The sequence below is a fragment of the uncultured Sunxiuqinia sp. genome (genome assembly GCF_963974515.1).
GTDB lineage: Bacteria > Bacteroidota > Bacteroidia > Bacteroidales > Prolixibacteraceae > Sunxiuqinia.
In genome coordinates, this window is sequence record NZ_CAXBDD010000019.1 from 26,012 (window position 1) to 49,323 (window position 23,312).

At 45.3% G+C, this 23,312-nt stretch carries 15 protein-coding genes, 1 tRNA gene and 1 pseudogene; 12 read left to right on the forward strand and 5 right to left on the reverse strand.

What is annotated here, in order from left to right:
- Window positions 1-325: 325 nt before the first annotated feature.
- The 3 genes from glmM to AAC033_RS06925 form a co-directional block, all read right to left on the reverse strand.
- A complete protein-coding gene (gene glmM / locus AAC033_RS06915) occupies window positions 326-1,714 on the reverse strand; it encodes a phosphoglucosamine mutase (protein ID WP_339736620.1) in 1,389 nt (462 codons plus the stop codon).
- 43 nt (window positions 1,715-1,757) lie between these two features.
- Window positions 1,758-3,263: a glutamine synthetase family protein gene (locus AAC033_RS06920; protein WP_339736621.1), complete on the reverse strand. Its 1,506-nt coding sequence runs from the start codon at window positions 3,261-3,263 to the stop codon at window positions 1,758-1,760.
- Window positions 3,264-3,444: 181 nt separating this feature from the next.
- Window positions 3,445-4,650, reverse strand: a complete 1,206-nt coding sequence (locus tag AAC033_RS06925) for a pyridoxal phosphate-dependent aminotransferase (RefSeq protein ID WP_339736622.1) — start codon at window positions 4,648-4,650, stop codon at window positions 3,445-3,447.
- Between the two features lie 261 nt (window positions 4,651-4,911).
- Here AAC033_RS06925 and ald point away from each other — a divergent pair, with 261 nt between their 5' ends.
- The 3 genes from ald (at window position 4,912) to AAC033_RS06940 (ending at window position 11,297) form a co-directional block, all read left to right on the forward strand.
- A complete protein-coding gene (ald, locus tag AAC033_RS06930) occupies window positions 4,912-6,024 on the forward strand; it encodes an alanine dehydrogenase (RefSeq protein WP_339736623.1) in 1,113 nt (370 codons plus the stop codon).
- A 493-nt stretch (window positions 6,025-6,517) separates the two neighbouring features.
- Complete coding sequence (locus tag AAC033_RS06935) at window positions 6,518-8,515, forward strand: hypothetical protein (protein WP_339736624.1); 1,998 nt, start codon at window positions 6,518-6,520, stop codon at window positions 8,513-8,515.
- 154 nt (window positions 8,516-8,669) lie between these two features.
- Window positions 8,670-11,297 carry a valine--tRNA ligase gene (locus tag AAC033_RS06940; protein ID WP_339736625.1) on the forward strand — a complete coding sequence of 876 codons (2,628 nt, stop codon included), beginning with the start codon at window positions 8,670-8,672 and terminating at the stop codon, window positions 11,295-11,297.
- Between the two features lie 125 nt (window positions 11,298-11,422).
- On the opposite strand, the gene recQ is transcribed toward AAC033_RS06940, so the two are convergent.
- Window positions 11,423-13,609, reverse strand: a complete 2,187-nt coding sequence (gene recQ, locus AAC033_RS06945) for a DNA helicase RecQ (protein ID WP_339736626.1) — start codon at window positions 13,607-13,609, stop codon at window positions 11,423-11,425.
- Between the two features lie 229 nt (window positions 13,610-13,838).
- Between recQ and tatC the strand changes: the two genes are divergently transcribed.
- The 9 genes and pseudogenes from tatC to AAC033_RS06990 all read left to right on the forward strand — a co-directional run.
- Window positions 13,839-14,705 (forward strand): twin-arginine translocase subunit TatC, encoded by an 867-nt coding sequence (gene tatC, locus AAC033_RS06950; protein WP_339736627.1) that lies wholly within the window; start codon window positions 13,839-13,841, stop codon window positions 14,703-14,705.
- Window positions 14,706-14,738: 33 nt separating this feature from the next.
- Window positions 14,739-15,461: an LPS export ABC transporter ATP-binding protein gene (gene lptB / locus AAC033_RS06955; protein WP_339736628.1), complete on the forward strand. Its 723-nt coding sequence runs from the start codon at window positions 14,739-14,741 to the stop codon at window positions 15,459-15,461.
- An 89-nt stretch (window positions 15,462-15,550) separates the two neighbouring features.
- Window positions 15,551-15,631 (forward strand) — tRNA-Leu (locus AAC033_RS06960).
- A gap of 145 nt (window positions 15,632-15,776) precedes the next feature.
- Window positions 15,777-17,132 (forward strand): trigger factor, encoded by a 1,356-nt coding sequence (gene tig / locus AAC033_RS06965; protein ID WP_339736629.1) that lies wholly within the window; start codon window positions 15,777-15,779, stop codon window positions 17,130-17,132.
- A gap of 144 nt (window positions 17,133-17,276) precedes the next feature.
- Complete coding sequence (gene clpP, locus AAC033_RS06970) at window positions 17,277-17,951, forward strand: ATP-dependent Clp endopeptidase proteolytic subunit ClpP (protein ID WP_339736630.1); 675 nt, start codon at window positions 17,277-17,279, stop codon at window positions 17,949-17,951.
- A gap of 24 nt (window positions 17,952-17,975) precedes the next feature.
- Window positions 17,976-19,190 (forward strand): ATP-dependent Clp protease ATP-binding subunit ClpX, encoded by a 1,215-nt coding sequence (gene clpX / locus AAC033_RS06975; protein ID WP_339736631.1) that lies wholly within the window; start codon window positions 17,976-17,978, stop codon window positions 19,188-19,190.
- A 141-nt stretch (window positions 19,191-19,331) separates the two neighbouring features.
- Window positions 19,332-19,952, forward strand: coding sequence for an ATP-binding cassette domain-containing protein (locus tag AAC033_RS06980; RefSeq protein ID WP_339736632.1), 621 nt, complete (start codon window positions 19,332-19,334; stop codon window positions 19,950-19,952).
- Between the two features lie 138 nt (window positions 19,953-20,090).
- Window positions 20,091-21,098: an alpha/beta hydrolase gene (locus AAC033_RS06985; RefSeq protein ID WP_339736633.1), complete on the forward strand. Its 1,008-nt coding sequence runs from the start codon at window positions 20,091-20,093 to the stop codon at window positions 21,096-21,098.
- 194 nt (window positions 21,099-21,292) lie between these two features.
- Window positions 21,293-21,637: pseudogene (locus AAC033_RS06990) on the forward strand (hypothetical protein); the annotation flags it as partial.
- Between the two features lie 197 nt (window positions 21,638-21,834).
- Here the strand turns inward: AAC033_RS06990 and rmuC are convergent.
- The gene (rmuC, locus tag AAC033_RS06995) at window positions 21,835-23,148 is read right to left on the reverse strand and encodes a DNA recombination protein RmuC (RefSeq protein ID WP_339736634.1); all 1,314 of its coding nucleotides are present in this window, start codon (window positions 23,146-23,148) and stop codon (window positions 21,835-21,837) included.
- Window positions 23,149-23,312 lie beyond the last annotated feature (164 nt).

A 23,312-nucleotide genomic window follows, 5' to 3' on the forward strand; every position in this document is an offset into this window, starting at 1 on the left:
ATTTAAATTGAGCTTCTGGCCCGGAAGAATTATACCCGGTCAACACGCAAATAACGCAATGAAACTAATTTGTCTGTTAATCGAGGGTCAGGTTAACAATATTTATGCCAATTGTCATAAATCAGAACGATTTTTTTCAAAGTTAACTTCCTCCAATTCAAGAAAATTGAAAATACCAATGGTTCACCACCCCCACAACTGAGCACAGCGACGCAAACATACTCCTGCTTTGCGGCCCGTTAAAAAGGGCTTGGTTTTGCCACAACAATTTAAGAACACAATTTTATTGTGTTCTTAAACATAGACCAGCCCCAGAAGCCAAAGTTTAATTGGTAGTAATCGCTTTTATTTCAGATATGATTTTTTCAGCCAGATTGCGGGACGAATCGGCATTTCCGGCTTCGGCATAAATTCGGATAATCGGCTCGGTATTAGACTTTCTAAGGTGAACCCACTCGTTTTTGAAGTCAATTTTCACCCCGTCGATATCATTAACATTTTCGTGCTTATATTTTTCTTTCATCTGTATCAATACCGCATCCACATCAATTTCAGGCGTTAATTCGATCTTATTTTTCGAAATAAAGTAGTTCGGATAGGTCTCTCGTAGTTCGGTGCATGTTTTGCCCGATTTGGCCAGATGCGACAGAAAGAGGGCAATTCCAACCAAAGCATCTCGTCCGTAGTGGGAGGCAGGGTAAATCACACCCCCATTGCCTTCTCCACCGATCACGGCGTTGGTCGCCTTCATTTGGGCGGTCACATTCACCTCGCCAACCGCCGAAGCCGTGTAGCTTCCGCCATGTTTTTCCGTCACATCGCGCAAGGCCCTGGTGGACGACAAATTCGAAACCGTGTTGCCCGGTGTCTTTGAAAGCACGTAATCGGCAACAGCCACCAAAGTATATTCTTCGTTGAACATGCTACCGTCTTCGCTAATGATGGAAAGGCGATCAACGTCCGGGTCGACCACAAAGCAAACATCCACCTGTTTTTCCTTGACCAGCTGGCACGTTTCTACCAGATTTTCGGGAAGCGGCTCGGGCACATGGGCAAAATAACCGGTGGGCTTTTCGTTGATTGGCACAATACTTTTCACGCCCAGTCCTTTCAACAAAGCTGGGATGGCAATTCCACCAACAGAATTAACCGCATCAAAAGCCACCTTGAAATTGGCTTTGGCAATGGCCGGCACATCTACCAACTCCAAATTCAGTACATGATCGATATGGGCCTGCAAATAGTCCTTTTCAGAAATGGTCCCCAAGTCGTAAACATCGGCGAAAATGAAATCTTCCATGTCGGCAAAAGCCAGAATTTTAGCACCTTCGTGGGCCGACAAAAACTCACCTTTTCCATCCAGGAGCTTCAGCGCATTCCACTGGGCCGGATTATGGCTCGCTGTGAGAATGATTCCGCCATCGGCCTTTTCCTTCACCACCGCCAGCTCGGTTGTGGGTGTCGTAGCCAGACCGATGTTCACCACCTGGCAGCCCATGCCGCAAAGTGTGGCACACACCAACGACTCGACCATGGCTCCCGAAATACGAGCATCACGCCCAACCACGATCGTGGGGCTTTTCTTGCCCGTATCTTCAATAGCCCAACGGGCATAAGACGCTGTAAATTTGACCACGTCGAGCGGACTTAAGCCATCGCCTGGTTTTCCTCCAATGGTCCCTCTAATTCCTGAGATGGATTTTATAAGTGTCATATGAATTCTGATTTGGATGAAGTTATGATATAAGATTGTTTGTTTACATGTAATTCAAATACTCGTCAATCAGGTCCAGCAAATCCTGATTTTCGCCATAGGTTTTAAAGTTTTCACTCAAGTCCTTATCATTGTAAGAACGCAACTTTAAAATGGTATGATTGATAATTGACTTCGGAAAAATTTGATTCGCCTCAAAATCCTGTCGGAAATTCTCCAGCACTTCAGCTGATTCGCGACACGACATCGGCAAATGGTCAAATTGCTTTTCTTCGGATTTCATCTGCTGTTCAGTTAAAAATAAATTACCAGAACAGTAATAATCGTCCGACTTTTTAACGGCTTCATGATCTGAAAGACCTTTCATAAATCCGACAATCAGTGCTGCTGATAATAAATAGGGGTTGGCTGATCCATCGGAACCACGGTACTCAATGGTTTGCCTGAACGTGTAGTCGATTTTTGCCTGTTCCTGCTTATTCAATATTGCCCCGAAAGGAATGTTGCTGTTCCAGGCCAAAGGTACACGAACCAAGGTCGAACGGTTTTGTTTTCCCCAGCAAATATGGCGCGGCACATTTTGACCCGGCATGAAACGCAGATATGAAATGGGCGTTGGATTAGCAAATGCTGTTAAGGCTGCCGCCAAATCCAATACACCAGCAATCATCCGTAAGCTGGTTGACGTTAATTCACCATTCTCGATGAGACAATTTTTGCCACCCTGTTCGGCCAGAAAATGGATATGCATGCCGCTTCCAGGCTGATTGAGTGATATTTTAGGGATGAACGTGACATTCACCCTGTATTTCAAGCCAAGCATCCTAAGAATCCATTTGGCAACTACCAATTGGTCGGACGCATCTTCAGGATCAACCGGTCCAAACTCTATTTCATGTTGTTCGTAATGTTTGCCGTGATGGGTAAATCGTCCATTTTCAGCATGTCCAAAACGCACCATGCCTCCGCACTGTGCAATCAGCTTAAGTGCTTCCACCCGAAGGTCTTCATGAAGGGTAAAAGGCTGGCCGCTTTGATATCCGTTTTCGGAAACATCTTCCTCTTCAGTGGTCTCGCTGATCACGTAAAACTCCAGTTCGCCCATCATCTTGAGCGTCATGCTGGTTTCCTTAAAGAACTGTTTTTGGGCTTTCCTCAGAATATTCTCAGGCGAACTTTCCAAGGGGTCTCCATTTTGGCTGTAAAAAGAACACAAAATATCGACTGAAGGAATACTCGCAAACGGATTCAGAAAAGCAGTTTTATAACGTGGAACAAGGTATAGATCGCTCGAGTCGGCTTCGAGAACGGAGAAAATACTGCTGCCGTCAACGCGTTCGCCGGTTGATAAAATCATATCCAATTCATCGCGACCGGTCACTTTAAAATTGATGGTTTTCAGCTTACCATCTTCGGCGGCATAGCGAAAATTGACCATTTCAATCTCCCGTTCTTCAATGTACCGGATCAAGTCTTCTTTTTTAAACTCCGAGGCTGGTTTTTGAAGGTACTGTACCAGCAAGTTTGGATTATTCTGAATTGACGGCATATGTTTCAAATTAAGCCCTAAAAATAGTCAGCCCAATCGGAAATTAAAAGGAACAGGACAAATTCCATCCAGTAAAAGCGAGCTAAGCTCGAAGAATCAAAATTCAAACGTTAGCTCAAAAAATATCAGGCTTTTGAAGCAGCATCCGGCAACCAGCGACCCCTTTATCCAATCTCTTCCTCTATCGCTTGAGTGTACTTCCCGGATAAACTTTCAGGGCTTCGTCCAAAACTTTCAGGGCTTTACCTAAATCTACTTTATTTAATACGTAGGCGATACGAACCTGGTCTTTCCCTTGCCCGGGCGTAGTGTAAAAACCCGATGCCGGAGCCATAAAAATGGTTTGATTTTCATATTCGAAATCGCTGAGCAGCCACGAGCAAAATTGGTCGGCATCATCTACCGGTAGTTGCGCTACAGTATAAAACGCACCCATCGGGATCGGCGAATAAACCCCATTGATTCGGTTCAGTCCGTCAATCAGAAAATTTCGGCGGCTCACATATTCGTTATATGAATTTAGCAGGTACTCGTCGGTATATTCCAGCGAAGCTTCGGCGGCAATTTGCCCAATCAGTGGTGGACTTAGCCGCGCCTGGCAAAACTTCATCACGTTTTTTCGAACCTCTTTATTTTTTGTAATTAAAGCGCCAATTCGCAATCCACATTCGCTGTAGCGTTTCGAAACCGAGTCAATCAGTATCACGTTCTGCTCAATTCCTTCGAGGTGGAAAGCCGAAATGTAGGGCGCTCCAGTATAGCAAAACTCGCGATAAACCTCATCAGAAAACAAGTACAAATCGTACTTCTTAACTAAGTCGCGAATTTTATTCATTTCTTCCTGCGTGTACAAATAGCCGGTCGGATTATTCGGATTGCAGATCATGATACCCTTGGTTTTGGGAGTGATGAGCTTCTCGAATTCTTCAAAAGGCGGCAGGGCAAAACCTTCTTCAATCTTCGCCGGAATCGACTTGATAACCGCACCCGCCACAATGGCAAAGGCTTCGTAATTGGCGTAAGCCGGCTCAGGAACAATAATTTCATCACCCGGATCAAGGCACGACATAAACGCAAAGGTCACCGCTTCGCTGCCTCCCGTGGTAACAATAATATCCTCTACATCAACATAAATGCTGTACTTATGATAATATTCCGCCAGCTTTTGCCGCAACGAAAAAATTCCTTCACTTGGACTATATTCCAGAATCTTCCGGTCAATATTCCGAATGGCATCCAGTGCACGCTGGGGCGTGGGCAAGTCTGGCTGTCCAATATTCAGGTGATATACCTTTCTACCCATCGCTTTAGCACGATCCGACAGCGGTACAAGCTTGCGGATCGGTGAATCGGGCATCCTGTTTCCTCGAATTGATGTTGTTGGCATGTTGAATAATATAATTTCGCTAGGGCGACAAAGATACGATTAACAATTTTAAATAAAAACAGTCTTTTTGCTTGTAATTTGACATTTAAACATCGAAATGACTATGATTTTATCAAGCAATTTGGATCCTTGAAAAATTTACCCTAATTTTTTGGAAACAAGGCCATAAGAGAGTCCGTTTTCTTGTTTTTTATCATGTTTTCCGAAATCCGAATCGGCTACTTTTGGACTCAAAGCAAATCAAATTAAAAGTAAAATAAGATGATAGTTGGTGTACCCAGAGAGATTAAGAACAACGAGAATAGAGTCGCGCTGACACCTGCCGGAACTGCGGAAATGGTAAAACGCGGGCACGAAGTCTATGTGCAGGCTACTGCTGGTATCGGAAGTGGCTTTACAGACGAGGACTACCGAATGGCCGGAGCAAAAATGTTGCCCACCATTGAGGATGTTTACGCTATTGCCGACATGATTATTAAGGTAAAAGAACCCATTGCCTCCGAATATCCGCTGATAAAAAAGGGCCAAATTTTATACACCTATTTCCATTTTGCTTCGTCGGAAGAACTAACCAAAGCCATGATGGCGCGCGAAGCCATTTGCCTGGCTTACGAAACAGTAGAGCTTGACGACCGTTCGCTGCCCTTGCTGATTCCGATGTCGGAAGTGGCTGGGCGCATGTCTGTACAGGAAGGGGCCAAGTACCTTGAAAAAACCTACGGTGGCTACGGCGTATTGCTGGGCGGAGTGCCCGGAGTAACGCCTGCCAAAGTACTGATTATTGGGGGTGGTATTGTGGGAACCGAAGCAGCTAAAATGGCTGCCGGACTGGGTGCCGATGTAACCATTATGGATGTAAGCCTGAAACGCCTGCGCTACCTAGACGACATTATGCCGGCCAATGTGAATACGATGATGAGCAACGAATTCAATATTCGCGAAATGGTGCAGACGCACATTTTGATTATAGGCGCTGTGCTTATTCCGGGAGCCAAAGCACCCAAGCTGATTACGCGCGATATGCTGCCGACCATGCGCCCGGGAACGGTGATGGTGGATGTAGCTGTTGACCAGGGTGGGTGTTTTGAAACCACCAAACCCACTACGCACGATCATCCAAATTTTGTGATCGACGATGTGATTCACTATTGTGTGGCCAACATGCCGGGTGCGGTGCCACGCACATCAACACTTGCGCTGACCAATGCCACCTTACCTAATGCCCTTCACCTGGCCAACAAAGGATGGAAACAAGCTTGCACCGATGACCTTCCCTTACGCAAAGGACTGAATGTGGTGGAAGGGAAAATCGTTTATAAGGAAGTGGCCGACGCTTTCGGGCTACCTTATGTGCCAGTTGAAGCAGTCTTGTAAAAACCAACCGATTGATAATTTCCATGAAGGTGATCTTGCTGATTAAGATCACCTTTTTTTTGCAGAAAAAGAAACATGAGACGGGAAGCAAATATTGATGCTGGCAGAACCTCAGATGGTCAGAAGCAGAACGACAACAGCTCGGCTGAGCCTCAGCTGAGCAGAATCAGGAACGCGACACCCCAACTGAGGCTCGGCTAAAGAGAAACGGAAAAAAAGCAAGCCTGCTGAAGCTCAGCTAAGCAAACAAAACACCAAAAGTTAATCTTTTGGCAGAAAGTTGACTCGATCTCAATTCCAATCCTTCGAATGCGCAATTGAATCAAAATCGAGATTCGGAGATCACCGAGCGGATTGACAGCAGAAAAAAAATGGTTACCAAATCGTTAATATTGACTTTGACTAATATCAGTTAGCCCAAAGAAACGTTATAGTTCATGTGAACACTGAACAGAAAGCGAAAAGCGATCATTATTTCTAATTGAAAACTCACATGATTAAATATAGTAACATTCTAAAACCTTCCTGCCAACTGTATTCTTTTGATATTTTTGATACCTGTCTTCTTCGGGCTTGCGGCAAACCAAGCGTTGTTTTCTACCTCATGGCGCTCGAACTGTATGGCGAAGATGCAGCGGACACCCTTATTTATGATTTTGTAAATGCGAGAATGTCTGCCGAAAAGCAGGCTGTTTCTGCGCGAAATACCTCAACGCAAGACGATGTTTCCATACAGGAAATCTATGCTTGTTTCAACCTTGGTATTTTAAAACAATTTGGCTCAGAAAGATTAATTCAGTTGGAATTACAGATTGAAGACCAGGTTTTGCGGCCCATATATTCAACCAAAAAGGAAATCGAATCTCTTCACAGCCAGGGAAAAAGCGTCATGTACATATCCGACATGTACTTACCGTCGGCATTCATTAAAAAACAATTGATCAAGCACGGTTTTTGGCAGGAAGGCGACAAGCTATACGTTTCGAACGAAGCGGGCTGCACTAAGGCAAGCGGCGGACTATTTGATCTCATTTCAGAAAAAGAAGGGATCTCTTTTAAAAAATGGCATCACTTCGGCGACGACAAAAAAAACGACTACCGGGTTCCCAAAAGCAAAGGGATTACGACAAAACTGATGCCCGACATCGGTTTTTCCCGTTATGAGTTGGAGTGGATCAAATCGGCAACCCTTTCCGATAATCCACTCCAAGGTGTATTAATGGCCGGAATTGCCCGGACTATCCGCCTGTGCTCAGAAAAATCACCCGTAACCGATTTAATTGCTGATGTGGTTGCTCCGCTGTTTGTCCCGTTTGTGGCAGGTGTTTTGGAAGATGCCCACAAACGAGGAATTAATCGGATTTACTTTCTGGCACGCGATGCCTATATCTTCATGCAGATCGCAAAGGCTTTTGGCAGGAGCTATCCCGACATCAAATTCTCTTACTTGTATGGCTCACGCCGGACGTTTTATTTGGCTGGTCTGGAAAATGGAAGCCGAGAGGAGTTTCGGAGAATCATGGGCGGAAGCAACGGACGTACGCCAAGGCAAATGATGAAGCGCCTCAACCTGAATGTTCATATTCTGGACAGTTCCCTAAATGCCAGCGCTATCGACCAACAATTTTATGACAAAAAACTAACCGCGGAAAGTTCTGAGCAGTTTCTCGACCTTCTGACCAATGAGAGCAGCTTGCCCAAAATACTGCGCGAAGCCGTACAACAAAAAGCCACTGCACGCCAATACCTGAAGCAGGAAGGGATGCTTGACGAAAACGCGCGTGTAGCCATAGTGGATTTGGGATGGACACGAACCTGTCAAAAATCTATCAATTCAATCCTCGGCACAACCGAAGTGTTTGGATATTACTTCGGTGTATTTAAGGACCGGATGCTGTCTGACCTGGCCGGACCTTATACAGCTGGATTCTACCCCGAAGAAACCATCTGGTCGGAGAGAATCGACCGGTCGTTGAATGGTGGTTTTATTGCCGTGGCTGAGCAAGTGTTCGCCATGACCAACCACGGCAGTACCATTACCTATAAAAAGGCTGGGAATAAAATCATTCCGGAGTTTGACGAAAAAGAAAACCCAGATGGGCACACCGAAGAGTACCTGCGCCTGTTGTACGACACCATTGTATTGTTTTCCAAAGAGTATTCGTCTTTTCACTGGTTAATGGCCAACGCGAAGTCAGCCATATCCTCATGCGGACTCAACTCCTTGTACCTTTTAATAGACCAGCCGGAAAGGAAAGAAACAAAAATCCTTGAAAAATTCAAGGTGGGAAATAACCTCAATGACAATGAACAGATTATAGTGCGGATATCGCCACACATCTTGTTTCAACTCTTGAAATCAAAACTGAATTCGGTTCGGAGGCCACCCGGATTGGTATGGATGCAAGGATCCGTTTCCTACACCTTCGGAGTACCTGGCTTGCATTTGTTTCTTTTTCTTCGAAAGGTAAAACAAAGACTTCTGACATAGCATGCGTTACAAAACCGCTTGTCGTTGTAAATTCGATTCCCCGGCCGCCGTCTGATGGTCCGGCAGGATAATCCGGTTTAAAACCGACGGGCACTAGCGGAATTTTTATATTTTTGTGCCTTAATTCACAATTCGACAAAAATCACATAGCATAATGGAAATTCCGAGCAAGTACAATCCGGTGGAAGTAGAAGATAAGTGGTATCAATATTGGTTGGAGCAAAACTATTTTCACTCCGAGCCCGATGAGCGTGAGCCCTACACCATTGTTATTCCGCCGCCCAATGTGACCGGGGTGCTGCACATGGGACACATGCTCAACAATACCATTCAGGATATTTTGGTGCGTCGCGCGCGCATGTTGGGTAAAAACGCCTGCTGGGTGCCGGGTACCGATCACGCATCCATCGCCACCGAAGCCAAAGTGGTGGCCAAACTGAAAAACGAAGGAATCGCAAAAAAAGATTTGACACGCGACGAATTCTTGAAGCATGCCTGGGACTGGACCGACAAGCACGGCGGCATTATCCTGGAGCAGTTGAAAAAGCTGGGAGCATCCTGCGACTGGGAACGCACCTGCTTCACCATGGACGAGGCCCGCTCCGAATCGGTGATCAAGGTATTTGTGGACTTGTACAATAAGGGCTTGGTGTATCGTGGCGTACGAATGGTCAATTGGGATCCGCAGGCAAAAACTGCCGTATCCGACGAGGAAGTAATTTATAAGGAAGAGCAGTCAAAACTTTACTATGTCCGTTACCAAATTGAAGGAGAAGGGGATTTTGTAACCATCGCCACCACGCGTCCGGAAACCATTTTAGGTGATACGGCCGTTTGTGTCAACCCCAATGATGAACGTTTTCAGCACCTGAAAGGCAAGCGGGTTTTGGTGCCCTTGGTACAGCGCAGTGTCCCCATTATTATGGACGATTACGTGGACATGGAGTTTGGAACTGGCTGCTTGAAAATCACGCCGGCGCACGACATCAACGATTACGAAATCGGCATGCGGCATAACCTGGAAACCATCGACACCTTTAACGACGATGGTACACTGAGCGAAAAAGCACAAATACTGGTTGGCGTTGACCGTTTTGAAGCGCGCAAGCAAATTGTCCCAATGCTGGAGGAAGCCGGCAACCTGGTGAAGGTTGAAGATTATAAAAATAAGGTGGGCTATTCGGAACGGACAGATGTAGTGATTGAACCCAAATTGTCGGCCCAGTGGTTTTTGGCGATGGAAAAACTGGCCAGACCCGCCCTCGAAGCGGTAGAATCTGACGACGTGGAGTTTCACCCCAAGAAATTTAAAAACCTGTACCGCCATTGGATGGGTAACGTCAAAGACTGGTGTATTAGCCGGCAGCTGTGGTGGGGACATCAAATACCGGTCTACTACCTGGCCGACGGTACCTTTGTGGTAGCCGAAACAGCCGACAAAGCGTTGGAACTGGCCAAGGAAAAAACAGGCGATCCTGCCCTGACGATGGCTGATCTTAAACAGGACGATGATGTGCTCGACACCTGGGCATCGTCGTGGTTATGGCCCATCTCAGTTTTCGACGGTATAAAAGATCCCGATAACAAAGACATCAACTATTATTACCCCACCGACGATTTGGTAACAGCCCCGGAGATTATCTTTTTCTGGGTGGCCCGCATGATCATTGCCGGCTACGAATACCGCCAGGACAAACCGTTCAAAAATGTCTACTTCACCGGTATTGTGCGCGACAAACTACATCGTAAAATGAGCAAATCGCTGGGAAATTCACCCGATCCACTTGAACTCATTAACCAATATGGCGCCGATGGTGTTCGCGTGGGCATGCTGTTATGCTCGCCCGCAGGGAACGACCTGCTGTTTGATGAAGCGCTAACCGAGCAAGGACGAAACTTTACCGCAAAAATCTGGAACTCCTTCCGCCTGATTAAAGGATGGGAAGTGGCGGGTTTTCTAAAACAGCCCAACCACTCACGACTGGCCATCGACTGGTTTAACCAAAAGCTGGACGAGCAAATTGCCATCATGAACGACCACTTTGACAAGTTTCGCATTTCGGACGCACTAATGACGATTTACACCACCATTCGCGATGAATTCTCGTCGTGGTTGCTCGAAGTTGTGAAACCGGCCTACCAGCAGCCCATCGACAAAAAAACGTACGAAGAGGTTTTGGAGGCGCTGGACAAGGTGTTGCGCCTGCTGCATCCGTTTATGCCGTTTATTTCTGAAGAAATATGGCAACTGTTGCGCGAACGAAAAGAGGGTGAAAGCATCATGATCAGCCAATGGCCCGACGCTGGCGAAGTGGACGCCGCTTTGCTGAATGATTTTGAGTCGGTGAAGGAAGCGATTGCCGGAATTCGAACCGTTCGTAAAAACAACAATCTTCCCATGAAAGACCAGCTGGAGCTGAAAATTCAGCCCGGCGACAAAGGATATCATCAAAAATACGATCCGATTCTCGTCAAAATGGGCAACCTTTCGGCTATCGAATTGGTGAACGAAGAAGTGAAAGGCGCCGCTTCGTACCGTGTATTTTCATCGAGCTATTTTATTGATTTGGGTGACCTGATTGATGTGGAAGAGGAGCTTAAAAAACTGAAGGAAGAACTGAAATACACCGAAGGCTTCCTGAATTCAGTCACAAAAAAGCTGAGCAACGAACGCTTTGTCAGTGGCGCACCCGAAGCGGTAGTAGCTAAGGAAAAGGCCAAGCAAGCCGACGCTGAAGCAAAAATAAAAGTGCTGCAGGAACAAATTGCCAATTTGAAGTAAGCACCGGAATAATTCGGAATTCCTGATATTCGCATCTCGTTGCCCGCCAGCAGAGACTGGTCACCGCGCACAAAAAAGAGGCTGATTCATTGAATCAGCCTCTTTTTTATCGCGTGGCTTTTGGATCAATTTCCCATTTCTGACATGAACTTAATGCGCATCAGCCGGATATCTTCCTCCGAGTATTCATCTTCACCCAGCTCGTCAAGGGCCACCATGATTGAATCATCTTCAGCCTCGCGGAAATAGTCGAACACTTCCTCCTGATGGTCTTCATCAATAACCTCATCAATATAGTAGTCAATATTGATTTTGGTTCCCGAATTGACAATCGCCTCCATCTCTGTAATCACGTCCTTCACTTCAATGCCTTTCGAGTCAGCGATATCATCCAGCGACAATTTCCGGTCGATACTCTGAATAATATATACTTTTAGTTTTGACTTGTTGGCCACTGTCTTCACCACCATATCCTGTGCCCGCTCAATCTCGTTGTCGTCCACATAGGTTTTTATCAGCTCCACAAACTCTTTTCCATACCGCCGGGCCTTGCCTTCGCCCACTCCTTGAATAAATTTCAACTCATCCAAGTTGACCGGGTATTGAATAGACATATCAGACAAGGACGGATCCTGAAAAATAACAAAAGGCGGTAGATTGTGTTTCTTGGCTACTTTCTTTCTCAGATCCTTGAGCATGGCAAACAACTCCGGATCACCACCGGAACCACCTGATGGCCCAGTTCCTGATGATGTTGCCTCTTCCTCCAGCTCATCGTAGTTGTGGTTTCGAACCAGCAAAAACGATTCGGGATTAGCCATAAACTGGTGCCCTTTTTCATTGATTTTCAGCAAGCCATAGTTTTCAATATCCTTGTTGATCAGACCGGCAATCATGCTTTGCCGAAAGACAGCATTCCAAAATCGGTCGCTATGATCATCGCCCGAGCCAAAGGACTCGAGCTCATCATGTTTAAATGATTTAACTGCCGCAGACAATTTCCCGGTCAGAATATCCGAAATGTGATCTGCCTTGTACTTTTCATTCACTTCGGCAATGGCTTTCAACGCACGCACCACTTCATCGCTGGCCTCCACCTGTTCTTTCGGGTTGAGACAATTATCACAATTGCCGCAGGGCTCATCCAGTTTCTCGCCAAAATAATTCAGCAACATAATTCTGCGGCAAATAGCGGTCTCTGCATACGAAGCAGTATCCAGCAACAGTTGCCGCCCGATCTCCTGCTCGGCAACAGGCTTGCCCTGCATAAACTTTTCAAGTTTCTGAATATCCTTATACGAATAGAATGCAATGCACTGCCCCTCGCCGCCATCACGTCCTGCCCGTCCGGTTTCCTGGTAATAACCTTCCAGGCTTTTGGGAATATCATAGTGCATCACAAAACGCACATCGGGCTTATCAATCCCCATCCCAAAGGCAATGGTTGCGACAATAACATCCACGTCTTCCATCAAAAACTTGTCTTGATTTCCCGACCGGGTGGCCGAATCCATGCCGGCATGATAAGCCAGGGCCTTGATTCCGTTCACCTGCAACGCCTCGGCCAGCTCTTCCACTTTCTTACGGCTCAGGCAATAAATAATCCCTGATTTTCCTTCATTCTCTTTGATAAAACGAATGATCTGGTTTTCAGGCTTCACTTTTGGCTTAACCACATAATACAGGTTTGGCCGGTTAAAAGAAGCCTTAAACACCCGGGCATCGAGCATGCCCAAATTTTTCTGAATGTCGTGTTGCACTTTGGCAGTTGCGGTGGCCGTCAATGCCATAATCGGCGCTGAGCCAATATCCTGAACAATCGCACGGATGCGACGATACTCAGGCCTGAAGTCGTGACCCCATTCCGAAATACAATGTGCCTCATCAATGGCATAAAAAGATATGTTCACATTCTTCAGAAAGTCGATGTTATCTTGCTTGGTCAATGACTCCGGAGCGACATACAATAATTTTGTTTTGCCACTCAGTACGTCGTCTTTCACATTTTGAATTGCCAGCTTGGTCAATGATGAATTTAAAAAATGGGCAATTCCATCCTCCGTTCCAAAACTACGAATCGAATCCACCTGGTTTTTCATCAAGGCAATCAGTGGCGAAACAATAATGGCAGTCCCCTCCATTATTAAAGCCGGCAGCTGATAACACAATGACTTTCCTCCCCCCGTAGGCATCAGCACAAAAGAATCGTGGCCATCAAGCACACTTTTGATGACCTCTTCCTGCTGCCCCTTAAACCGGTCAAACCCAAAATACTTTTGGAGTTGCCCGGCTAATGATAGCTCATTCTTCATAAAAGCCTGAATTTGTTGTCGTTAAAATTTTCTCTTTTCACAATCGCAGAATCTAAGATAGACAAAATCTAATTGAAATCGCAAGCTTTTTATTAAAGTAACAACTTTGTCCCCTTTCTTTCATAAAAATTTAGACTGCACACAAAAGCTTAATCGGTAATATAAACTATATTTGTCGTGATTTTTGAAAAACAAATTTTAATTCTTTTTTCTGAACCAAATTGCCAATATGACCGACACTAAATATTCAGAGCAGCAAAGTACCAAAAAGAAAAAGACAAAGAAAGATAAACAGGAGGAAATGTCATTCCTCGAACACATGGAAGAATTAAGATGGCACCTGATCCGGGCATTTTTAGCGATTGTCTTTTTTGCTATTCTGGCTTTTGTAAACAAGGATTTTATTTTCGACACGGTAATTTTCAACCCAAAGACAGCAGACTTTTGGACCAACCGGATGTTTGCCAAACTGGCAGAATTTACCGGCATCGAAGACCTGATCATCAACTCAAAAGAGCTGCAACTCATCAGCATCAAGATGGCAGACAATTTCATGACCCACATCATGGTTTCCATCATTGCAGGGTTAATCGTTTCGTCACCCTATGTTTTTTATGAAATCTGGCGATTTATCAGTCCTGCTTTGTATGAAAAAGAACGAAGACATTCCGGCGGAGCAGTTTTTTACATGTCGGTACTTTTTATTTTAGGCGTGATGTTTGGGTACTTTTTAATTGTACCACTTTCCATTCACTTTCTGGGTTCGTATTCCATATCAGCCGAAGTAGTGAATCAAATCAACATGCGATCCTACATCGGCACAGTTACCTCCATCAGCCTGGCAAGCGGGGTTATTTTCGAATTACCTATCTTTGTCTATTTTCTGAGCAAGGTGGGGATCCTGACTCCCGGCTTAATGAAAACATACCGGCGTCATGCCTACGTTGCGCTACTACTAATTTCAGCAATCATAACGCCACCTGATGTTTTCAGCCAAATTATGGTATGTATCCCGCTGGTTTTTCTATACGAAATCGGGATCGTCATTTCGCGGAGGGTAAACAAAAAAGCTGAAGAAGACCTGGAAGCTTTATAATGAATTTTTGAAACGGGCGTTAAGCAAATAGATATGAAACTACGGGGCGAAAACATAGTCAAGAAATATCGAAAAAGAACCGTTGTCAAAGGCGTGTCTATCGAGGTTGAACAAGGCGAAATTGTTGGGCTTCTGGGCCCAAACGGAGCTGGCAAAACCACCTCTTTCTACATGATTGTTGGACTGATCCAGCCCCTGTCGGGTAAAGTATTTTTAGACGACCGCGACATTACCAAACTCCCCGTGTACAAACGTGCCCAACTGGGAATCGGTTATCTGGCACAGGAAGCTTCAGTCTTCAGGCAACTTAGCATTGAAGACAACCTGCGTGCTGTGCTGGAAATGACCAACTACACCAAAGCCTATCAGAAAGAAAAAACAGAATCGCTGCTCGAAGAATTCCGGCTACAACACATTCGAAAAAGCAAAGGGTTCCAGCTATCGGGAGGCGAACGACGGCGCACGGAAATTGCCCGGGCGCTGGCTATTGATCCCAAATTTATTTTACTGGACGAACCTTTTGCCGGTGTTGACCCCATTGCGGTGGAAGATATTCAGGAAATTGTGATGACCCTGAAGGAAAAAAACATTGGGGTCCTGATCACTGACCACAATGTGCACGAAACCTTGTCCATTACCGACCGCTCCTATTTGCTGTTTGAAGGATCGATCATGAAAGCCGGATCGGCCGAAGACCTGGCCAACGACGAGGATGTCCGCCGGGTTTACCTGGGACAGAATTTCACACTTAGGTAAGCCACTTAAGCACGCCACTTTTTCACGAAAAAGTTTCAATTCTGCGTTTGGGGAATAAAAAAAATTAATATACATTTGCACCGCAATTAGCGGGCGTGGCGGAATTGGTAGACGCGCTAGACTTAGGATCTAGTGTCTTTGACGTGGGGGTTCGAGTCCCTTCGCCCGCACTAGAAAAAGAAAAACAACCGCAAAGCTTGGTTCACCGAATCCAAGCCTGCGGTTTTTATTGATTTATAGGCTTTAGTTTATCTTGACAAAAAGAGTTAACTATTTGGTTACTTGAACATTTTCCAAAATTATAAGCGGAATTATATGAATATTACAAAAGAGAACATCAACGAGCTGAATGCGACGATTACAGTTAAAATTGAAAAAAGCGATTACGAAGCTACCATCAATGAACAATTGAGAGAATATCGTAAAAAAGCCAACATGCCTGGATTCAGACCGGGGAAAGTACCTGCAGGTTTGGTGAAAAAAATGTACGGCAAGGCAATTCTGGCTGAAGAAGTAAACAAGATGTTGTCTCACAACCTCACCAAATATATTGTTGATGAAAAACTGAATATTTTGGGTGAACCACTTCCAAACGAAGAAAAAACGCCCGAATTCAGTTGGGAAACAGCCGAAGATTTTGAATTCGCCTTCGACATTGCTGTTGCTCCCGAAGTGGAAGTAAAATTCGACAAGCGCAAAAAATACCCCTACTACCTGATTCAGGTGGATGACAAAATGCTTGACCAACAAGTTGACTCGTACACCAGCCGCTTTGGAGAAAATGAAAATGTTGATGTCGTAGAGGAAAAAGACACCATCCGCGGAAATTTTGTGCAGTTGGATGCCGAAGGAAACGAACTGGAAGATGGAATCAAAGCAGAGCAAGTGATCATCGCAGTGGATGTGATGAAAGACGAGGAAGTCAAAAAAGAAATTCAAGGTAAAAAGGTTGGCGACACCATCGTATTCGACCCGATCAAAGTGTACGAAAACAAACACGAAGTAGGTCACATGCTGAATGTTTCGCATGAAGAAGCTGAAACCATTGAAGGCGATTTCAAATTCACCATCACCGAAATTCTTCGCTTCAAAAAAGCAGAAGTCAACGAAGAGCTGTTCAAAAAAGCCTTGGGTGACGAAACTGAGATCAAGACCGAAGAAGAATTCCGCAACAAGCTGAAAGCCGATATCGAAGAGCAACTGAAATACTCAAGTGATTACAAATTCACCATCGATAGTCGTGAAATCCTGCTCGAAAAAATCGAAATGGAACTGCCAGAGGAATTTCTGAAGCGCTGGTTGAAAGCGACAAACAACGAGCTGACAGACGAGCAAATTGATGAAGATTTTGACAATTTCATGAAAGATTTACGTTGGCAGCTGATTAAAGACCGCATTGCCAAAGACAATGAAATTGAAATTAAGCAGGAAGATGTGAAAGCCATGGCTAAGGAAATTGCTGCCATGCAGTTCCGCCAATACGGTATGTTTAGCATGCCTGACGAGCAACTGAGCGCTTACGCCGATCAAATTCTTCAGAATGAAGACGAAAGACGCCGCATCACCACCAAAGTTCAGGAAGATAAAATCATGGAAGTCATTAAGCAAAACGTTAATCTGGATGAAAAACCAATCAGCCAGGATGAATTTAATGAATTACTCGAAAAATAATCCGGCTGTAGCTTAGGCTAATAGCATTATTTTATAACTTTGTAACCCTTGGATTCGGCTCTAAAACTGTTTATTCAGTTGAAAAGCTTTAGAAATCCAGAGTTTACAAAGTTTTTTTTTAACCAGAATTTAGAGATTAGAGAAATGAGTGATAAAAGAGAATTTAATAGATACGCCCAAGGGCACATGGGAATTAGTAGTCTGAACTTGCATCGTTTTGATTCGCTGTTTACCAACAGCCTGACCCCTTATATTATTGAAGAAAGACAATTGAACGTGGCTTCAATGGATGTTTTTTCCCGTTTAATGATGGATCGGATTATCTTTTTGGGAACACCAATCGACGATTACATTGCCAACATCATTCAGGCCCAGTTGCTGTTCCTTGAATCGACCGATCCAAGTAAAGACATTCAAATCTATTTTAACAGCCCAGGCGGGTCGGTACATGCCGGTTTAGGAATCTACGACACCATGCAATACATTTCACCCGATATCGCCACTATTTGTACCGGAATGGCCGCATCAATGGGAGCGGTATTGCTAACTGCCGGAACCAAAGGCAAACGTTCAGCCCTGAAACACTCACGCATCATGATTCACCAACCCATGGGCGGAACGCAAGGGCAAGCCTCAGACATTGAGATTACCGCACGCGAAATTTTAAAACTGAAAAGAGAATTATACGAAATCATCGCCAAGCATTCAGAAAACACCTATGAAAAAGTCGAGAAAGACTCGGACAGGGATTACTGGATGACCTCGGAAGAAGCCAAAGAATATGGTATGATCGATGATATTTTAATTAAGAGTAAGTAAGCATTAGAGACAGAGGAGTAGATCATGGATAAATGTTCTTTTTGCGGAAAAGAGAAAAAAGACACGAACTTGTTGATTGCAGGAATGGATGGTCATATTTGCGACCACTGCATTGAGCAGGCTTTTGCCATTGTTGAGGAAGAATTAAAGAGAGATACCGAATTTGACCTGAAAGGGTTGAAATTATTGAAACCGAAAGAAATCAAGGATTTTCTTGATCAATATGTTATCGGACAAGATCAGGCCAAGCGGATTTTATCAGTAGCTGTATACAATCATTACAAACGGTTAACCCAGAAAGTGACCAGCGACGAAACGGAAATTGAAAAATCCAACATCATTTTGGTTGGGCAAACGGGTACCGGAAAAACCTTACTGGCACGAACGATTGCCAAAATGCTTCATGTTCCGTTCACCATTGTTGATGCCACGGTCTTGACCGAAGCTGGTTACGTGGGCGAAGACATTGAAAGTTTGCTGACCCGGCTCTTGCAAGCTGCCGATTACAATGTGGAAGCAGCCGAACGCGGCATCGTTTTTATTGACGAGCTGGATAAAATCGCCCGCAAAGGCGACAATCCATCCATCACGCGCGATGTGTCGGGCGAAGGTGTTCAGCAAGGCTTGCTGAAACTGCTGGAGGGAGCCATTGTCAATGTACCACCGCAAGGAGGCCGTAAGCACCCGGAACAAAAAATGATTCCGGTGAACACCAAAAACATCCTTTTTGTGTGTGGTGGTGCCTTCGATGGAATCGAAAAGAAAATTGCCAAACGCCTAAACACATCGGTGGTTGGCTTCGGCGCACAAAAGCTGGTTGACAACCTGGATCGCGAGAATATGTTGCAATATATCTCACCGCAGGATTTGAAAAGTTTCGGACTCATTCCCGAAATTATTGGCCGCTTACCAGTGCTTGCCTACCTGGAGCCACTTGATCGTCAAGCTTTGCGAGCCATTTTGACCGAACCCCGGAATTCAATCATCAAACAATACGTCAAGCTGTTTAAGCTCGACGACATTGAACTGACTTTTGAGGAAGAGGCCTTGGAATTCATTGTTGACAAGGCTGTTGAGTTTAAGCTCGGCGCCCGTGGTCTCCGGTCAATTTGCGAAAGCATCATGATTGATGCCATGTTTGACAGTCCGTCCAATGACATTCGGGAATTGGTGATAACAAAGGACTATGCCATGCAAAAGATTGACCCAAGTAGCTCGCACCGTTTAAAAGCAAGTTAAAGGCGCGTAGTCAAAACAACGCAAATGACACTTCGTTTTTTAAAAACATATGAATTGAGAAATGATCGTGTTGCAAGATAGAATATATAAAGCCGGACACCATGTTCCGGCTTTTTTGTCTTACTTTTTCTGATTCTTCCAATGATTCGATTTAAAGAAGTCTCCCTCACGCTGGGAAATAAGCAATTGCTGAAAAATTTCAATCTTCGCATCAACAAAGGCGATAAAGTATTGCTGGCCGCCCCGTCGGGTAGTGGAAAAACAAGTCTGCTGCGTTTAATTCTGGGCTCTACCAGTCCCGATTCCGGAAAAATCCTTTTCGGCAAAAAAGAAGCCACAGCAGAGAACGTGTACAAAATCCGTAGCCAGATTGCCTACCTCAGCAAGGACGTTGATTTTCCCAACGGAAAAGTTCAGGACGTATTCCAGGAGATTTTTCAACTCCCAACCAACAAACACCTGAAATACACCAACGAAAAACTATTGGAGAAGATCAAGGAGTTCGAACTGCCGGAAGAACTGATGCAAAAAAATACCAGTCTCATTTCGGGTGGTGAACGACAGCGACTCGGCTGGATCTTGGTGCAACTGCTCGACCGCCCCGTGCTGTTGCTCGACGAACCCACCTCTGCAATGGACGAAAAGCAGAAACATCGCTTCATCAACTATGTTATCCATACAAAGAAAACAGTAGTGTGTGTCAGTCACGACAAAGCATGGCAAATTCGTGATATAAAAGTCATTACCAACCTAATCAGTTAATTTGACCGTTATCAGCGCTAATTTTGTACCAGAACAAACAGCCAAAAACCAAGCTATTAACTCATGTTGTCCTCCGAAAATTAAACCATCCTCCACGCTTCCTGTTTTAAACCACATAAACCCTTAAACAGGAAAATCATGAAATACCATAAATTTTTGTTGCTGATCATTGCTTTGATCATGGGCATCAGCGTTCCGGCCCAACAAACCGGCATAAAAACTTTGGGCCTCAACCTCGAAAATTACGATTATCCTTTCGACGTAAACTACTTCACCATTGCCAGTCAAAACGAAACCTACCAAATGGCTTATATGGATGTAAGGCCCGCTAAACCCAATGGACAAAGCGTTCTGCTGCTTCACGGCAAAAACTTCAACGGTGCCTACTGGCGCGAAACCGCCAACGTACTGGCCGGGGAACAGGGCTTTCGCGTAATCATTCCCGACCAGATTGGCTTTGGAAAGTCGTCGAAGCCCAAACACTATCACTACACCTTTCAGCAACTGGCGGCCAACACCAAAACGCTGCTCGATACCCTTCAAATTGAAACGATCGCCGTGTTGGGACACTCCATGGGCGGCATGCTGGCCACGCGCTTCGCCTTGATGTATCCTGAACAAACCGACAAGTTGATTTTAGCCAATCCCATCGGGCTCGAAGACTGGAAGCTAAAAGTCCCCTACAAACCAGTGGAATGGTGGTATACCAACGAATTGGGAAAAACCTACGAAGGCATCAAAAAATACCAACTGGAAAGTTACTACAACAACCAGTGGAAACCCGAATACGACGAATGGGTGAACCTGCTTGCCGGCTGGACACTGAACATCGATTATCCGCGCATTGCCTGGAATGCAGCCCTGACCTACGACATGATTTTTACGCAGCCGGTTTGCTATGAGTTTGGACGCATTAAAGCCTCTACCCTGCTAATTATTGGGCAACGCGACCGCACAGCTCTGGGAAAACAACTGGTGAGTGACGAAGTGAGGGCAACCATGGGCAACTACCCCGAACTGGGAAAACGAACCCAACAACAAATCCAGAATGCCCGCCTGGTGGAGTTGGATGATATTGGGCACCTTCCCCACATCGAAGCCTTTGACCGTTTTATCGGACCACTCGTGGAGTTTCTAAATAAATAAGCGGATTTCAGAAAGAAATGATACCGGCATCAGGCCAAAAAGGCAGGGTGCGATTGATACTTTTCTTTCGTCATTATGACTTTTTAATACGTATTAAATGTGCAATAGACAAGTATTAACCGTTTATAAAAACAAAAGGAAATGACTGTAAAGTACCGGCCTATTAAGCAAGCACCGCCGGGAGCAAAAGGCGGGGACAATACAAGTATTACGCTCGGGCCTGCGACCGCACCGAAGCGACCCTGAATGAACTAGCTGACGAACTTGCCCTCCGATCATCGCAGACGCGAGGAGACGTAGTGGCGACCTTGGTGGGATTGATTGATTTGATACCTGAACTGCTACTCGACAACCGGACCGTGGAGTTGGGTGAGCTGCGAGCCTTTAGCCTGAATCTGAAAAGCGAAGCATCAGACGAACCCCGGACGGACAGTTTCCGCCTGATAAAATCCGCTGACATCAGTTTTCGGCCGACTCCACGCCTAAAGCGGGCGGAAAAACACCCGGATTACAGCAAATCAAAAACCAGCAAGTATTAAAATAGCGGGGATGAATATCTGCATGATTACCTGATGTTGAAGTTATTAAAATGATCATTGGGTGGTCATTCATCGTCATTAGTAGTCATTCATCGCCATGAGGTGATTATAGTCCTACAACGATCAATGGCCAGGAATGACAGTCATTGACAGCGGTGACCGAACAAGTAGATCCGCAGACGGCCCCCAAGTCCGGACTATTCGTCCAAATATTTCTGAGGCAATTCCTTGCTGACTTTTGAGCCAAGTTCGCGAAGCTTTTCGGCCGAGCGGATCAGGTTACCGCGTCCATCATTCAGCTTGTTCATAGCCAGATCGTAATTCTTGCGGGTTTGCTCAATGTTGTATCCTACTTTCTCGAGGTCGGCAATAAAACTCACAAACTTATCGTAGAGCAGGCCGCCCTGTCTGGCAATCTCCATGGCATTGCGGGTTTGGTTTTCCTGTTGCCAAATGGAAGCGATGGTGCGCAAGGTGGCCAGCAGGGTCGACGGGCTGACAATAACCACTTTATTATCCCAGGCATACGAAAATAAATCCTGATCGGCCTGGATGGCTACGCTGAAGGAGGACTCAATGGGCACAAACAACAGCACAAAGTCGGGACTGTTCATCCCGGGTGCACTTTGATAATGCTTTTCGCTCAACTGTTTAATGTGGCTTTTAATACTGAGTAAGTGGGCTTTGATGTAGCCCGCCCGATCGGCTTCTTCCGTTGCATTAACCAAACGCTCATAAGCCACCAGCGATACTTTCGAATCGACCACAATGTGCTTCTGATCGGGCAGATAGATTACCACATCGGGCTGTAAACGGGAGCCATTCTCGCCAAGCATACTGAATTGCTTTTCATACTCGCGCCCTTCAGTCAGGCCCGAACGTTCGAGAATACGCTCCAAAATCACTTCCCCCCAGTTTCCCTGCTTTTTCACATCGCCTTTCAGGGCTTTAGTCAGGTTGCTGGCCTCGTCGCTGATCCGAATGTTCAGGTCGTGCAATTTCTTCAGTTCGGCCTTTAAATCCGTTTGATCCTTCAGGCCTTTCTCGTAAGTATCCTCCACTTTCTTTTCGAAAAGCTGAATCTTCTCCCGCAAAGGATTCAGTATTTCGCTGATATTTTTCTGATTGACCAGTGTAAAATCCCGCGAGTTTTGCTTTAAGATTTTGTGGGCGATATTTTCAAATTCTGTCGTAAACTTCTTTTGAAGTTCTTCCATCTCTTGTTTTTGCGTGGTCAGCGTCTCGCGAAGGTTGGCAAATTCAACCTCTGATTTGATCAGGCGTTGCGCCTGCTGCTCGCTTTCGGTCTCCTTGGTTTCCAGCCGCGCAGTAAGCTTTTCCTTGTCGTCCTGCAAATAAGTCACCCGCTCCTCCAGTTGAGCTTTGTTTCTTTCAAACTCACTGCGTACCGCCAACAACTCATTCTCAGAGTTCATGGCATTCAGTTTCGACAACAGAAAAGCAACAACAAATCCAACAGCCAGCCCGGCAAGCAAATAAACAATTTCCATCTTCCTTAGCTTTGAAGGCTAAAAGTACAAAGAAGAAAGAGAAGGCGAAAGGATAAAATCAGCGGCGGAGTGCTGGATGCTGGATTGAGGCTTGTCAACATTTGTAGCGGTTCTTCTAATACATTAGAATTCAAAAAAACAACAATAGACACATAGAAAAAAAA